Source organism: Azospirillum formosense, assembly GCF_013340925.1.
GTDB classification, from domain to species: domain Bacteria; phylum Pseudomonadota; class Alphaproteobacteria; order Azospirillales; family Azospirillaceae; genus Azospirillum; species Azospirillum formosense.
The window spans coordinates 14,507-29,676 of sequence record NZ_WHOR01000015.1 but is presented as its reverse complement, the minus strand read 5'-3'; the positions used below and the strand labels follow the sequence as shown (position 1 = coordinate 29,676).

16 protein-coding genes are annotated in these 15,170 nt (G+C 66.4%); 14 read left to right on the top strand and 2 right to left on the bottom strand.

Annotation, left to right across the window (positions count from 1 at the left end; all coding sequences use genetic code 11):
- Nucleotides 1-124: 124 nt before the first annotated feature.
- Complete coding sequence (locus tag GBZ26_RS03830; RefSeq protein ID WP_343207284.1) at nucleotides 125-1,297, bottom strand: HD-GYP domain-containing protein; 1,173 nt, start codon at nucleotides 1,295-1,297, stop codon at nucleotides 125-127.
- 445 nt (nucleotides 1,298-1,742) lie between these two features.
- Nucleotides 1,743-2,042 carry a flagellar transcriptional regulator FlhD gene (locus GBZ26_RS03825; RefSeq protein ID WP_035684036.1) on the bottom strand — a complete coding sequence of 100 codons (300 nt, stop codon included), beginning with the start codon at nucleotides 2,040-2,042 and terminating at the stop codon, nucleotides 1,743-1,745.
- A gap of 345 nt (nucleotides 2,043-2,387) precedes the next feature.
- Here GBZ26_RS03825 and GBZ26_RS03820 point away from each other — a divergent pair, with 345 nt between their 5' ends.
- From GBZ26_RS03820 to GBZ26_RS03755, 14 genes are all read left to right on the top strand, one after another.
- Nucleotides 2,388-2,819, top strand: coding sequence for a hypothetical protein (locus tag GBZ26_RS03820; RefSeq protein ID WP_174437663.1), 432 nt, complete (start codon nucleotides 2,388-2,390; stop codon nucleotides 2,817-2,819).
- 386 nt (nucleotides 2,820-3,205) lie between these two features.
- Nucleotides 3,206-3,424, top strand: a complete 219-nt coding sequence (locus GBZ26_RS03815) for a Flp family type IVb pilin (protein WP_211104570.1) — start codon at nucleotides 3,206-3,208, stop codon at nucleotides 3,422-3,424.
- A gap of 110 nt (nucleotides 3,425-3,534) precedes the next feature.
- Nucleotides 3,535-4,083 carry an A24 family peptidase gene (locus GBZ26_RS03810; protein WP_174437662.1) on the top strand — a complete coding sequence of 183 codons (549 nt, stop codon included), beginning with the start codon at nucleotides 3,535-3,537 and terminating at the stop codon, nucleotides 4,081-4,083.
- A gap of 3 nt (nucleotides 4,084-4,086) precedes the next feature.
- The gene (gene cpaB / locus GBZ26_RS03805; protein ID WP_174437661.1) at nucleotides 4,087-4,941 is read left to right on the top strand and encodes a Flp pilus assembly protein CpaB; all 855 of its coding nucleotides are present in this window, start codon (nucleotides 4,087-4,089) and stop codon (nucleotides 4,939-4,941) included.
- Between the two features lie 29 nt (nucleotides 4,942-4,970).
- Nucleotides 4,971-6,419 (top strand): type II and III secretion system protein family protein, encoded by a 1,449-nt coding sequence (locus GBZ26_RS03800; protein ID WP_174437660.1) that lies wholly within the window; start codon nucleotides 4,971-4,973, stop codon nucleotides 6,417-6,419.
- 11 nt (nucleotides 6,420-6,430) lie between these two features.
- Entirely contained in the window at nucleotides 6,431-7,096 is a 666-nt protein-coding gene (locus GBZ26_RS03795; RefSeq protein WP_174437659.1) for a CpaD family pilus assembly lipoprotein, read from the top strand.
- A 10-nt stretch (nucleotides 7,097-7,106) separates the two neighbouring features.
- Nucleotides 7,107-8,306 carry a CpaE/TadZ family protein gene (locus tag GBZ26_RS03790; protein ID WP_174437658.1) on the top strand — a complete coding sequence of 400 codons (1,200 nt, stop codon included), beginning with the start codon at nucleotides 7,107-7,109 and terminating at the stop codon, nucleotides 8,304-8,306.
- 4 nt (nucleotides 8,307-8,310) lie between these two features.
- Nucleotides 8,311-9,690 (top strand): TadA family conjugal transfer-associated ATPase, encoded by a 1,380-nt coding sequence (locus GBZ26_RS03785; protein ID WP_174437657.1) that lies wholly within the window; start codon nucleotides 8,311-8,313, stop codon nucleotides 9,688-9,690.
- Between the two features lie 5 nt (nucleotides 9,691-9,695).
- Nucleotides 9,696-10,685 (top strand): type II secretion system F family protein, encoded by a 990-nt coding sequence (locus GBZ26_RS30830; RefSeq protein WP_174437656.1) that lies wholly within the window; start codon nucleotides 9,696-9,698, stop codon nucleotides 10,683-10,685.
- A complete protein-coding gene (locus tag GBZ26_RS03775; RefSeq protein ID WP_174437655.1) occupies nucleotides 10,682-11,644 on the top strand; it encodes a type II secretion system F family protein in 963 nt (320 codons plus the stop codon). Before GBZ26_RS30830 ends, GBZ26_RS03775 begins: the two co-directional genes overlap by 4 nt.
- A gap of 5 nt (nucleotides 11,645-11,649) precedes the next feature.
- A complete protein-coding gene (locus GBZ26_RS03770) occupies nucleotides 11,650-12,483 on the top strand; it encodes a tetratricopeptide repeat protein (RefSeq protein ID WP_174437654.1) in 834 nt (277 codons plus the stop codon).
- A gap of 11 nt (nucleotides 12,484-12,494) precedes the next feature.
- Complete coding sequence (locus GBZ26_RS03765) at nucleotides 12,495-13,055, top strand: TadE/TadG family type IV pilus assembly protein (protein WP_174437653.1); 561 nt, start codon at nucleotides 12,495-12,497, stop codon at nucleotides 13,053-13,055.
- Nucleotides 13,056-13,068: 13 nt separating this feature from the next.
- Complete coding sequence (locus tag GBZ26_RS03760) at nucleotides 13,069-13,659, top strand: TadE/TadG family type IV pilus assembly protein (protein ID WP_051141094.1); 591 nt, start codon at nucleotides 13,069-13,071, stop codon at nucleotides 13,657-13,659.
- Between the two features lies 1 nt (nucleotide 13,660).
- On the top strand, nucleotides 13,661-15,157 hold the full coding sequence (locus GBZ26_RS03755) for a TadE/TadG family type IV pilus assembly protein (protein ID WP_174437652.1): 1,497 nt from the start codon (nucleotides 13,661-13,663) through the stop codon (nucleotides 15,155-15,157).
- Nucleotides 15,158-15,170 lie beyond the last annotated feature (13 nt).

The window sequence follows — 15,170 nt, the reverse complement described above, 5'->3', positions numbered from 1 at the left end:
AGATGGTCCGGTGTGCGGTGTGGAAGCCCTCGAACCCGAGCCCCCGCCGGACCAGCCGCATCGAGAGATCCGGTCTGTGGAGTTGAGGCTGCCCGCCCCGTCCGAAGGAGCACCGTGACTGGCGTCAGCGGCCGCGCACGGGCAAGCCCGGTGGGGTATCGTGGAACTGCTGTTGGATGGCCACGACGGCGCTCATATCCGCAAGCAGAGCCGCAACGCAATCCGGATCGAACTTCCGGCCCGCCTGTTCCCGGAGGAAGTCCGCGGCGGCCTCGTTCGTCCACGCTCCCTTGTAGGGACGTTCCGACGTGAGCGCGTCGAACACGTCGGCAACCGCGACGATGCGGGCTTCCAGTGGAATGGCCGCACCAGAAAGGCCGTTGGGATAGCCCGAGCCGTCGAAGGCCTCATGGTGACAGCCCACCACATTGCGCAAAATGGCGGCGTGCGGCAGGGCGCCAAGGCCGTGGTCGTGAATCATCGCGTTGATGATGTCCAAGCCCTTGGTCACGTGCGTTTTCATGACCTCGAACTCGTCCGGCGACAACTTGCCGGGCTTGAGCAGGATGCTGTCCGGCACCGCCACCTTACCGACATCGTGCAGGGGTGCATACTGGAGCACATACTCGATGAACTCGTCCGAAAGGTCGTGTTTCGATGCGATTTTCGCTGCGACGAGCTGGGCGTAGCGGCTCATTCGGTTGAGATGGGCACCGGTCTCCTCATCGCGGTAGTGGCTGACCTCGAGCGCCGTGTGCACGGCCGCCAGCATGGCCCGTGTGCTGGTCATCTCGGACGCAACGAGCACGCCGATGACCCGCCGGTATGGCATGAGTGCCGACACGATGGGTTCGGTGAAGAATCCCTCCTGCCTTGAGTTCAAGAAAAGGAATCCATAAAGGTCGCCCTGCCAGTGGATGCGGCTCACATAACGTGAACGGAACCCTTGCTTGAGCAACCTGCCGCCTGGACCGGTGGAGCCGGGAGCTGGCGCGATGGCATTGTCTATCCATGGACGTCCCGTCTCGGCGACCGCCTGCAGAAGAGGATAATCGCACAACCTGCCGGAGAGTGGATCGAAGGGCCGTGGGCCGATGTTGCTGTGGGCAAACGTCCGGACCCGTTCCCCCCTGGCGTCGTAGGTTGCCACGGCGATCCGGTGCAGGTGCTCCAGCCCAGGCCATTCGCGGATCTCCTCATGCAACGACCGGAGCCGCTCCTCGAGGCCTCCGCTCTGCTCCATCCAAGGATCTTCACCGAAACCATAGACGAAACCGCCTACTGCCACTTGCCGCACTTGGCTCAATGAACATCTCCTGGGTGGCCCGACCTAAAAGAGAACTATCAGACAAGACAGCAATGCGGAGATCACACCATCAGCCCGCATTACGTGTGTGAATGGTTGCTCAAAGACGAAAAACTGCAGGGGGCGACCATTCCCCAGGAGGGCATTAGTTGGCGTTGATTTGCGTCAAATTCTTCAACGGAGGTAAACGGAGGACGATCGAACCGGACCGGAAGGTGATGGCTGCCATCCGTTCTCTCCGGGAATTGCGGCCCTCGCTGGAAGACGGGCCCAGGTCACCGGATAAAAATCGACCCCAGCGACCCGCGCCGCGGCCAAGCGCGGTTCTCCGTCGTGGATCGTCGCCCGGGGGAGCACCGCTGTCGACCTGGGCACCGCCCGGCAACATCGGCGCACCATTCTCCAGAAAGACGATCTGCCGCTCCAGGGGCCGCTGTCAGCGATCCGGTATCGAAATCGAACGCAGAATCGCACCCGCACGCAGACGGTCCGCCCGGTCCACCGGGTTGCGCGAGGTGAGTTCCTGGAGCAGCGGCCGCGCCGAAATCATGGCCACCACGCCCGATGCGACGGTCTGCAACTCCCGAATCGAGGCATCGCATACGGCTTCGGCCGTCTTGGCGTCAATCCCGAACCGCATCGCCGCTTCGGCGACGTCGTTCTGCGCAACCCGTTGCAGGACCATGAGGTAATGAAGATTGAGTTCGTAGATGTCTTGCTGGAAATCGATTGCCATCGCCGCACTCGCAATGTCCGCCTGTCTTGGGGAGTGGCAACATGTCTTAACGTGCCACCCCAAATCTTACAAGCCAGTCGCCCGAAAGTGCCGTCCAAATTGTCGCAGATAACCCGCTTCACAAGATCCATCCCCCATTGGACGAATGGGCGAGTTCATTACAATGTAATTTGCCGCTGTAATTATGTTTACCATCTAGTAACCATGGCGGGAGGCCGTGGGTTTTCAAGATATAGCCGCCTTACGCTGCTGTTCACGATCAGGATGTCTTTACAGGGATACCAGTCTCCAATAAGCTGCTGGCCAATCTTTGACAGGTTTCATCTCGGGTGGTCGGTGGTTTTCATGGCCCGTACGTTTACTCCCTCCCGAGTTCTTCCGGAACCGGTGGACGGTGCAGCCGTCATGTGCAGCGACTGCGGCGCGTGGGGTATCCGCCGGATCGACAGCGACGAGTTGATGGAACGGCTGCTGGCGGACTGGCCGGTGGCGGGCTCGGTCCTCGCCGGTGTGATGCCTCTGATGCCATCCCCCGAGCTGGGTGATCTCTGCCGTCAGCGAGCGCTCGCGGCCTATGCCGCGGTGCTTGAGGACGAGGACTGGTATCGTCTTCTGGCTTTCATCGACGCCGTCGTCGATTGCACGACGGACCAGTTGAAGCCCACCGGTCAAGTCGCGGCGGTCCCCGACCTGATGGCAAGAGTCCTGCCGGTCCGGGTGCAGTTGATGCTGAACGAGACCCGCGCCCGTAAGCGGAGCCTCGCTGCGGCGAACTGACGAGAGCCACCCAGCGGACAATGTCCCACCGGTGCGTCGCGGTGCCAGGGCGCGTAAGGCTCAAGGCCGTTTTCCGGAAATCGCGTGCTCAGGACATGGTAGCGCGCTGGGCAGCCGCGGCATGTAAATATGTCGCACCCCGGCACCCACAGTTAACACAATTATTCGCATAGTCCGCAATTTCGGGGTAATGGGCGGTGATCCCGGCATGATCGCCTTGTCATTTCGTTTCGAGCCTTCGGTAATAAGATTAAAATCCTTTCACGGAAAATTGCGCAATTGATCTGCATCAATTGTGATGCATTTTTCATGCAGTTGCGTAGCCGATGATATTTCGGTAACCAAATGGACATCGACCGCTGTATGCGGAGATCAAGTCATCGAAGATGTCCGAAACCTATACGGGGAATAAAGGCATGCGCACTCTCTTTTCATCTTTGATCGCGAACGAAGACGGCGTGACCGCGATCGAGTATGGCGTGCTGGCTGCACTGGTGGCTTTCGCCGCGACGGCGGGTTTCACTTCGCTCGGCAGCGCGATCAACCAGAAATTCAAAGATATCGGGGGTGCACTCAGCGGCACGGCGATCAGCATTTCGAAGTAAGGTGACATCATCGTCCCGTTCAGGCGGCTGCCGGGCGCATCCGGTGTCCGGCAGCCGTTGTGCGGAATGTTTCGACAAGGCTCAAAACGATCGGTTCGGAGCCAGCAGCGATGAAGACGCTTCTTTCCGGCGGCGCGGCCATGTTGTTCATGGCGGCGGCCATCTCCGATTTCCGAACCCGGATCATTCCGAACTGGATACCGGCCTTTCTGGGCCTGCTGTTCGCCGCGGCGGCCATCGTCGATCCATCGGCGTACCCGCCCCTGTCGTCGGTGGCCGGCGCCGTCCTCGTCTTCGTTCCCCTGCTGATCCTCTTCGCGGGGGGGAAGATGGGCGGTGGCGACGTCAAGCTTCTGACGGCGGCGGCGCTGTGGTCCGGTTGGGAGCAGCTTCCCGCGCTGCTGCTCGTCACGGTGCTGGCGGGCGGCGTTCTGGCGATTGTGGCGTTGGCGCGCGTCATGGCACGGCGAGCCGCCGACACCCTGGCCCTCTTCTTCCCCTATTCGGCAACGGCCAAGGCCAGGCTGTGGCTGGAAACGCTGCTGCGAACCCGCAACGTCGATGCTCTTCCGCTCGGCGAGGCCGGCCTGCCTTACGGCATCGCCATCGCGGCGGGTGGCCTGTCCATCCTGTCCCCCTTCGGCTCCACCGGGATGTGACGCATGGCTCCGCGCACTATTCTCCTTTCCCTCGCCGCCCTTGCGCTGCTCGGCAGCGGGGCGATCCTGCTGGCCCTTCCCGGCACCCAGCCGCCGCCTGCCGCGGCGGTGCCCGCTCCGCCGGCGCTGACGAAGCTGCGGGTCGCCGCGCACGACCTGGCGCCCGGCACCTTCATCCAGGACTCCGACGTGCGCTGGCAGGATTGGCCGCAAAGCGCCGTGCTGGAAGAGCATGTTCTGTTCGGCAGCGACAAGGACCCGAGCATCGGCGCCATGGTCCGCCATCGCATCGCCGCCGGGGAGCCGTTGATGCGCTCCCGCCTGATCGCTCCCGGCGAGCGCGGCTTCCTGGCCGCCGTCCTGTCACCGGGCATGCGCGCGATCTCCGTCGCGGTAACCGAGGTGTCGGGTGCCGCCGGCCTGATCTCTCCCGGAGACTTGGTGGACCTGATCCTGACGCAGGCCCTGCCCAACGAACAGGACAATCCGGCCCGCCGGCTGGTCGGCGAAACGGTCCTGGAGAGAGTGCGCGTCATCGCCGTCGACCAGCGGGTCGAGGAGGCCGCCAAGGACCACAACAACTCCGGGAACGTTCGCAAGGTGGCCACCACCGTGACTCTGGAGGTCGGCGCCCGGCAGGCCGAGAAGGTCGCCGTCGCCGCGGAACTCGGCCACCTGACGCTCAGCCTGCACAGCATCGCCCCGGCGGGCGAGGCGGTCGCGCCGACGGCGACCGAGCCGGTCTGGGCGTCGGACGTGTCGGCCGCGCTCACCGGCCATACCGGCGACCGCAAGACCAACGAACGCCCCGGCCTCGCCGTCATCCGTGGCACCGAACTCCTCCGGCAATCCTTCTGACGCCAACCCGCCGCCCCAGGAAACCCACCATGCCCCTGCCAGCTCCGTGCGAGCCGGTTCGCACGGCCAAACTCCCTCTCCTCCTTTGCCTGTCCGCTCTTGTGGGCGGCTTCCTCCTCGCTCCGCGGATCGCGGTGGCCGAGGGGAACACCGCGGAGCGCGCGACGCACAGCGCCATGGAACTGGCGGTCGGCAGCGGCACTCTGGTCCGTCTGGGCGAACCCGCAACGAGCCTCTTCATCGCCAGCCCGGACATCGCCGACATCCAGTCGCCGACGGAGCGCAGCGTTTTCGTCGTCGCCAAGAAGACCGGACGGACGACGCTCTACGCGCTGGGGGCCGGGGACAAACTGCTGGTGCAGCGCGACATCGTGGTGGTTCACAACACCGCGCAGTTCACCGACCAGCTGCGGGCGGAATTCCCCGCCTACCGCGTCTCCCTCACCTCATCACCGGGCCGGCTGGTCGTCGGCGGCGCCGTCTCCACGCCGCAGGACGCCGAGGCGATCATGGCGCTGGCCAAAGGCTATGTCGGGCAGGGCGAGACGGTGGTCAACCAGCTCAGGGTCACGGTTCCCACCCAGGTCCATCTGCGCGTCCGCGTTGCGGAGATGGCGCGCAACACGGACAACCAGTTCGGCATCCACTGGGATTCCCTGCTCAATCCCGGCGCCTTCGCCTTCCGCCTGATCACCGGGCGGGACTTCATGAAGTTCGACACCAACTACGGCCGAGACGTCTTCCAGCGGTCGGCGGAGAACGCGGGCTCCCTGATCTCCAACTATTCCAGCAACCGCGTGAACCTGACGGCCGTCATCGACGCACTGGACGCCGAGGGCATGGTGACCATCCTGGCCGAGCCGAACCTCACCGCGGCGTCCGGCCAGACGGCGAGCTTCCTCGCCGGCGGCGAGTTCCCCATTCCGGTCGCCGAGGAGAACAACCGCGTTTCCGTCGTCTTCAAGCAGTTCGGCATCGGGCTCAACTTCACGCCGACGGTGCTGTCGCCCGAACGCATCAGCCTGACCGTCCGCCCGGAAGTCAGCGAGCTGTCGGAAGCCGGTGCCGTCACCATCGGCTCCATCCAGATTCCCGGACTTTCGGTGCGCCGGGTGGAGACCACGGTGGAGCTGGGCAGCGGGGAAAGCTTCGCCATCGCCGGCCTGTTGCAGAACAACATCCGCGACGCGGTCACCAAATTTCCGCTGCTCGGCGATTTGCCGGTGCTCGGCCCGCTCTTCTCCTCCACCCGCTTCCGCAAGAACGAGAGCGAGCTGGTGGTGATCGTCACCCCCTATCTGGTCAATCCGGCGGGGCCCGGCGCGCTGCAAACCCCGCTCGACGGTCTGCGGCCGACCAGCGAACTGGAACGCCTGTTTGCCCGCCGCCTCGCCAAGGAAAGCCCCGCCCCCGGATCGGGTGGTCCGGTCGGTCCCGGCGGTGCCCGGCTGAACGGTGCCGCTGGCTTCATCTATTGAGGAGACGGGCCATGAATGACCAGTTCCCGCAACGCCCGCTTCGTCAAGCCGCCCTTCTCGCGCTGACGCTGCTGGCCGGCGCCTGCACACCGGTGGAAGCGTTGTGGACACCGGCCGACACGCCCCGCGACGTGACGGTTGAGCGTGCCGAGAGCGCCGCTTGGTTGCCGGCCACCCGCAGCCGGCTGGCTCCCGCCGACACGGCGCAACTGCGCCGGCTGATCGAGGAGCTGGGGGAGCCGCCGCGGACCCGCGTCACCATCGCGCTGCCCGCCGGCGCCGAGCAGCATCAGGCGGTTCCGGTGGTCCGCGCGCTTGCCGGCTTCGGTGTCGATCCCGCGAACATTACCGTCGCCCGACAGCCGGGAGGCGACGCCGGTCCGGTCGGCGGCATCGCCGTAACGGCGGAGCTCTACGCCGCCGTTCCGCCGCATTGCCCGGATTGGCGCCGCACCGTGATGGACGACAACAGCTTCCGGCCGTCCAGCAACTTCGGATGCGCCAACGCCAACAATCTCGCCGTCATGCTGGCCGATCCGGGCGACCTCGCGGCGCCACGCCGGCTGGGGCCGGCCGACGGGGCGGCGCAGGAAGCGGCGGTCGACCGCTACAAAGCCAACAAGGTCACGCCGCTGAAAGCCTCCAGCACGGTGCTCACCGGCGCTTCACAGCAGTAGGAGGGGGCCGATGTCGATCTTCGCCCGCGCATCCGCCGAGACCGGCGCCTCCCGGAACCCGGAACTGGTCGCCTTCGTCACCGAGCCGGACACCGAACGGACCATTCGTGATCTGGTGGACGAGGAGGTGATGACCTTCACGGTCGTCCGCCGCGGCACGGTCCAGGACGCCATCGGCCATCTGCGCACGTCACCGTCGCCCAAGCTTCTGATCGTCGACATCAGCGCTTCCACCATGCCGATGTCCGACATCGAGGCCCTGGCCGATGTCTGCGAGCCGAGCGTGACCGTCATCGTGCTGGGCGAGAGCAACGACATCGGCCTGTTCCGCGACCTCATGAACGCGGGCGTGGCCGACTATGTCGCCAAGCCGATCACCACGGAGCTGTTGCGGCGAACCATCGCCATGCGCTCCGGCCCGGCCGCGGTGAAGCCGCGCAGCCGCACCGGCAAGGTGATCGCGGTCACCGGCGCACGGGGCGGGGTGGGGGCCTCCACCCTTCTGGTCAACCTCGCTTGGCTGCTTTCCCACCGGTCCGGCCGCAAGGTGGCGCTGGTCGACCTCGATTTGCAGGCGAGCAGCCTGTCCCTGATGCTGGGCGCGGAGCCCGGCGGCGGGCTGTCCGAAGCGTTGCAGAACATCGACCGCGTCGACGACCTGTTCCTCGACCGCATCATGCAGCAGTGCAGCGACCGGCTGTTCCTGCTCACCGGGCACGAGGAGCTGGAGGACGAACCGTCGCTCGCCCCCTCCGCGATCCAGCGGATTGCCACCTTGCTGACGCAGCGCTTCCACTACGTCATGCTGGACGTGCCGCGGCGCTACGGCCCGCTCTATCAGCATTTCCTCAGCCTCGCCCATGTCCGCATCATCATCGCCGACCCCACGCTGCCTTCGGTGCGGGAGACGGTGCGCGTCCTGCGGATGACCGGACGCGACGATATCGGCAAACGCGCGCTGGTCATCCTGAACCACCGGTGTCCGCCGGCCAAGGGCATCGTCTCGCGCGATGAATTCGAGAAGGCGATCGGCCGGCGCATCGACTACGAGATCCCCTTCGACCGCAAGGCGCTTGCCGCCGAGAATGGCGGCATTCCGCTGGCTACCGAGCATGGCGCGATCACCGACATGCTGCTCGACGTCTCCAACGACCTGTCGGGCAAGCGGTCGATGATCCCGAATTCCTTCAAGCGCATGTTCTGGAGTTGAGCCCATGTTCGGACGCAAGGTCGCCGAAGCCGTGCCGGATATCCTGTCCCATCAGCTGGTAGGGCTGATTCCGCCGGGTGCCCCTCCCTGCGCGCCGGCGCGCATTTCCGGAAGCCGCGTCGCGGCGGAAGACTCCCGCAGCGCCGATGTCCTTCCGCGCATTCGTGAGCGCGTGCTGGAGAAATTGCAGAACCCGGTCGCCGGCATGGCCGGACGCGACTCCCTGCGCCGCGAGTTGACCGGACTGGTCGGCGACATCTGCTCCACGGAGCGCATACCGATCAGTGCCATCGACCAGGATCGGGTGATCGACATGCTTCTCGACGACATGCTCGGCATCGGCCCCATCGAGCCGCTGCTTGCCGACGACGGCGTGACCGACATCCTGGTCAACGGCTGCAACCAGATTTATGTCGAACGCCGAGGCAAGCTGGAACTGACCGGCCTGCGGTTCCGCGACGACGCCCACGTCATCAACGTCGCTCAGCGCATCGCCAGTTCGGTGGGGCGGCGCGTGGACGAATCGAGCCCGATGGTCGATGCCCGGCTGCAGGACGGCAGCCGCGTCAACGTCATCCTGCCACCGCTGGCGCTTGACGGTCCCAGCATATCCATCCGGAAATTCAACCGCCGGCGCGTCGCCATCGCCGACATGGTGTTGCAGGGGAACCTGTCCGCCCCGCTCGGCCGCATGCTGGAGGTCGCTACCGCTTGCCGGCTGAACGTGCTGGTCTCCGGCGGCACGGGCAGCGGCAAGACGACGCTGCTTAACGCGCTGTCCCGCGTCATCGATCCCGCCGAACGGATCGTCACCATCGAGGACGCGGCGGAACTGCAGCTCCAGCAGCCGCATGTCGTCCGCCTGGAGACCCGCCCGGCCAGCATCGAGGGCACCGGCGAGATCACGCAGCGCGACCTCGTCAAGAATGCGCTGCGCATGCGCCCCGACCGCATCATCATCGGCGAGGTGCGCGGCGGCGAGGCGTTCGACCTGCTCCAGGCGATGAACACCGGCCATGACGGGTCGATGTCGACGATCCACGCGAACCGTCCGCGCGACGCGCTCAGCCGTCTGGAAAGCATGGTGATGATGGCCAACGGCAACCTGCCGCTCCAGACGATCCGGGCCCAGATCGCCAGCGCGGTGAACCTGATCGTGCAGGTGGAGCGCATGCGCGACGGCGTGCGCCGCATCCAGCAGGTGGTGGAGGTGGTCGGCATGGAAGGCGACGTCATCACCACCCAGGAACTCTTCACTTTTGTGCAAGGCGGCGGCGGCGAGGCGGTGACCGGCCGTTTCGAGACCAGCGGCGTGCGCCCGCAATTCAGCGCGCGCGCCGCCTATTACGGTCTGGAAGACACCCTGCTCGCCGCGATGAGGTGACCGCCGTGACCGGTTCCTCCCCCTTCTTCGCCATCGGACTGCTGTTGCTGGGCTCGGGCATGCTCGTCACGCTTCTGGTGCTGCGTGGCCTGTCCGGCGGCGGTGCGGCGGCGCGGCGGCAGCGGCGCCTGGCGGCGGCCATCGGCGATGTGCCGCAGACGTGGCGGGAGCGCCAGGCGCTGAGCGCGGCCCGAGAGGAATTGCGGACTGAGAAGATCGTGCCATGGTGGCGACGGGCCATTCCCTGGTCGGAGCGTCTTGAGTTCCGCATGGCACCGGCCGGCGGACAGCGGCCATTGCTTGGTGCGGCTGCGGTCGCGCTGAGCGTGGCGGTTGCCGGGTTCCTGCTGCTGACGCAGGTTTTCCATATCTCCGTTCTGGTCGCGTTGGCGTTGGCCGCGGCGGCTGCTCCGGTCGCTGGGCGGATGACCGTGCACAGCCTCGTCGCCCGACGCCGCCGGGAGTTTCTGGAAGGGCTGCCCGACGCCATCGACCTGATCGTGCGCAGCGTGCGCGCCGGCATTCCGGTGACCGCGGCGATGACGCTGGTCGGTCAGGAGGTGCAGGAACCGGTGCGTGGCGAGTTCAAGCACCTGTCCGACTCCGTCGCCATCGGCATCGACCTGAAGGAGGCGCTGGACCGCACGGCAGAGCGCGTTCGCCTGCCCGACTTCGACTTCTTCGTCATCTGCCTGATGATCCAGAGGGAGACCGGCGGTCAGCTGGCCGAGACACTGCAGAACCTCAGCGACATCCTGCGCCGCCGCAAGGATCTGCGGCGCAAGCAGCGGGCGCTGACCGCGGAGGGGCGGGTTTCCGCAAAGATCGTCGCCGCCATCCCGTTCGTCGCCGGCTTCGGGCTCTTTGTCCTGAATCCGAATTACGCGCGGAAGCTGATCGACGACCCGACCGGCAACCGGATGCTCCTCGCCGCCAGCGTTGCGCTCGGCCTTGGCCTGCTCGTCATCGCCCGCATGACCCGGAGTCCGGAATGACCGCTCCATCCGCATTGCAGTGTCTGGTCCTGTCCGGCGGGCTCATCCTAACGGCGGTCCTGCTGGCGCTCGCCGCCGTCGTCGACCGCGAACGGGATCGCTTCCGCGCCCGTCTTCTCGGCGTCGTCCGGCAGGCATCGGAACAGAGGGCAACGAGCCGGAACAGTACGGCTGCGGCGGTGAAGCCGCTGCGCTTGTCCGTCATCGCCCTGCTGCGGCGGGTCATGCTGCTGTCCGCCCGCCTGCCGCTGGTCAGGAAGAAGGACCAGGAGGACATCCGCCGGCTGCTCGTCCGCGCCGGCATCCGCGGGAAGGAAAGCGTGGCGCTCTTCGTCGCGGCGAAACTGCTCGGCTTCGGGGTGGGGGCGCTGCTCGCCGGGAGCGCGCAACTGGTCCTGCAAACAGAGATCGCACCGATGATGGCGCTGGCCGCGACGCTCTTCTCCGGCTTCGTCGGCGGGCTGGTTCCGGAGGCCGCGCTCCAGCGGCGGGGCCGGACAAGGCGCGCCGCCATCGAAGCGGCGCTGCCCGATGCGCTGGACCTCCTCATCATCTGCGCCAACGCCGGTTATGGCCTGGACGTTTCGATCCAGCGGGTGGGGCGCGAAATCGCCCGCTTCTTCCCCGATCTGGCCGACGAGCTCGCGGTGACGGCGAACGAGATGCAGTTGCTCTCCGACCGCCGCGAAGCGCTCGACAATCTGGTGGAGCGCACGAACGTGCCGGCGATCCGCAGCCTCGTGGTCACGCTGCTCCAGGCGCAACGCTATGGAACACCGTTGACCCAGGCGTTGCGCACGCTGGCCAGGGAAGAACGCAGCGCCCGGATCCTGGCGCTGGAGGAGCGGGCTGCGCGCATTCCGGCGCTGATCAGCCTGCCGCTGATGGTCCTCATCATGCCGGCCGTCCTCATCGTCGTGGCCGGGCCGGCATTCATCGACATCATGAAGGGGCTCTGACGAGCATGCGTACCGTCTCCCTGCCTTTCGCCATTCTGCTCGCCCTTCCGTTGATGCTGGGCGCCTGCTCGCACCCCTCCGGCCTCGGCCAGTTGGCCGGCATGGCGTCGGCGAAGCCGTCCCTGGAACTGGCCACCGGCCTGCGCATCGCCGAGGCCACGCGCAACGGCGGCGACAATCAGGCGGCGATCACTCTCTACCGCCAGATCGTCGCCGCCCACCCGACCTCGCCGCTGCCGCTGCTCGGTCTTGGCGATGCGCTCCACGAAGGGCGTGCCTTCGACGAGGCGATCGCCGCCTATCAGGCGGCGCTGCGGCTCGACGCCGGCAATCCCGACGCGCAAGTCGGCATCGGCCGCGTCGACCTTGCGCGCAACCTGCCGGGGGAGGCCCTGGCCGCCTTCGACAGGGCACTCGCCGCCGCGCCGCAGCATGCCGCCGCGCTCAACGGCAAGGGCGTCGCGCTCGACCTGATGGGCAAGCCGGAGGAGGCCCGCGTCCTGTACCGGCAGGTGCAGGCGCTCCAGCCCGGCAACCGCGGCGCCCGCAACAATCTGGCTCTGTCGATGCTGTTGGCCGGCGACAAGGAGCAGGCCATCCCCCTGTTCCGCGAGCTGAGCGCCGAGCGCTCGGCCGGGCAGCAGCGCATCCGGCAGAACTTGGCCCTGGCGCTCGGTATGTCCGGCCGGATGGATGCCGCGGCGGAGGTCGCGAGGATGGACCTGAGCCCCGAAGCGGTGAAGGAGAACCTCGCCTACTACGCCATGCTGCGGTCGCTCGACAGACAGGCCGACGGCCACGCCGCCATCGCCCGCGCGGTCAACGCGAGCGGTACCTGAGGAGTGGCGCCATGCTGCGCAGAAAATCCCTGGCCGATGACGCGGCGGGAGTCACCGTGGTGGAATTCGCCATCGGCGCCCCGATCGTCCTCTTGATCGCGGTGATCGTCATCGAGGTGAGCTTCATGCTTGCGGTGCGGGTGGCGTTGGACATCGGCACGCGCGAGGCGGCACGCGCCGGGCTGACCGGCGCGCCGCCGCCGGCCGGCTCGACGCGCGACCAGCAGCTTCGGAAGATCATTGTCAGCACGACCTTCGGTTTCGTCGACCCGGCGGATCTCACCGTCAGCCTGCTCGCCTACCAGGACGCCGGCAGCGTCGGCAAGCCGGAACCCTACAGCGACATCGACGGCAACGGACGGTGGGATTCCGGGGAGCCCTTCACCGACGTCAACGGGAATGGAATCTGGGATGCAGACCGTGGGGCCGCCGGCGCCGGGACCAGCGGCCAGACGGTCGCCTACCTGGTGCAGTACACGGGGAAGCCGTTAACCGGCCTCGCCGCCAGCCTGCTCGACGACCCGACCTACCACTACGAATCCCGCGTCGTCGTCCGCAACGAACCGTTCTAGCAAGGAGGGGCGCATGGGCCATCTGCCGGGCCGTCTCGCCCGAAACCGCAGCGGGCTCGTCACCATCGAAGTGGCGGGAATCGCCTTGGCATTCGTTCTTCTGCTCGTCGCCGCGGTGGATTTCAGCCAGCATGTTTCGGCGGTGGGCAAAATCGCGCGCGCCGCCAGCGAGACGGCGAAGATCGCCACCCAGTTCAAGCGGCTGCGCCAGGGCATGACGGTCCAGCGCGGCGACGAGGTCGGCGTGCTGTTCGAGGCGGCGCGGCAGGTCGCCCAGCCGCTCGACATCGACAAGGTGGGGGCGGTGATCGTCACCTCGGTCGCCAATTCGGGAAGCGGCGGCAGCAAGGTGGCGTGGCAGCAGCGCTCGGGCAGTTCCTCCTGGACCAGCCGCATCGGTTCGGCTGTCGGCGGAGCGGCCACCCTGCCCACCGCCTTCTCGATTCGCAGCGGGGACAGCGCCGTCTTCGTCGAGGTCTTCCACACCTATCAGCCGACCGTGCTGAGCGGCAGCCTGTTCGGCGGCGATCCCTCCGGCGTGCCGGTCTACAGCCAAGCCGTATCCCGCCCCCGTTTCGGCGATCTGACCAAACTGGACCCGTGACATGAAGAAGACCGCTGTTCGCAGGCGGCGTGCCGGTGCGGCCGCCCAGCACTTGCTCTCCGCGTTGCGCGGCTGTCTGGACGACCGGCGTGGCGCCACCGCCGTGATGGCCGCCGCGATAGTCGTTCCGCTGATCGGGGCCATCGGCCTGTCGGTCGACATGGGGCGCGGCTATCTCGTGCGACAACGCTTGTCGTCGGCCATCGACGCCGGGGCACTGGCCGGGGGCAGAGTGCTCGACACGACCAACGTCCAGGCGGACGCGATCCAGTATTTTCGCGCCAACATTCCGACGACCTACCTCGACACCCCGATTCCGGACCCCGAGGTCACCATCAGCGCCGACCGGCAGACCGTATCGGTGAAGTCCAGCGTGCGGGTTCCGACCACCCTGATCCGGGTGCTGGGCATCGACACCCTGCCCATCACGGTGGAAAACCGTGTGCGGCGCCAGATGTCCGGCGGGTTGGAACTGGCTCTCGTGCTCGATGTCACCGGATCGATGGCGACCGACAACCGCATCGGCAAGCTGCGCGATGCGGCGACCTCGCTGGTGAATATTCTGTTCGGCAACCAGACCGATACCCAGAAGCTGTGGATCTCCGTCGTTCCCTACTCGGCTGAGGTCAATCTTGGCACCGGCCACGGGGATTGGATGACGCTGAGCGGTCCGTCCACCGGTGCCTATTCGCCGTCCACCTGGCGCGGCTGCGTCGAGGCACGGCCGAGCCCCTACGACGAGGATGACACCCCGCCCATGGTCGCCGGGTTCAAGCGGTTCCTTTATCCCTCGACCAAAAGCATGAACAACGGCAAGGGCGGCGGCGACAATGATTGGCCGACGATCACCGACACCGGAACCTACACCAACAGCAACGACCGGACCGGCCCGAACCTCGGCTGCGGCTTTCCGGTCTTGCCGCTGACCAACGTGAAGAAGGACCTGCTGGACAAGATCGCAACGCTGCAGCCGGTGAACCGTGGCGGGACCATGGCGAACCTCGGCCTTCAGGCGGGGTGGTTCACCGTGTCACCGCGCTGGCAGGGGCTGTGGGGAGGCCCGACGCCGAAGGGGATGCCGCTCGACTACGGTTCTCCGGAAATGAGCAAGGCGATTGTCCTGGTCACCGACGGCGAGAATAGCTGGTTCGACCATTCCAAGCCGCCGACCGGCGATTACACGGCCTATGGCCGCATCGATGAAGGGCGGCTCGGCACCAAGTCCTTTTCCGAATCGACGTCCGAGATCAACAAGCGCATGGCCCGCCTGTGCGAGAAGCTGAAGAACCCCGGCGTTCTCGATGCCGACGGCAAACCAAAGCCCGGCATCACCATCTACACCATCACCATCGGACAGACGAACGCCAACACCCAGGCGCTCTACCGGAATTGCGCATCACAGCCCAGCTACTATTGGGACACGCCGAGCCCCGACCAGCTCAAGAGCGTGTTCCAGAGCATCGGGTCGCAGCTCACCAACTTGCGGCTGGAGCAGTGATCTGCCGGCGTCA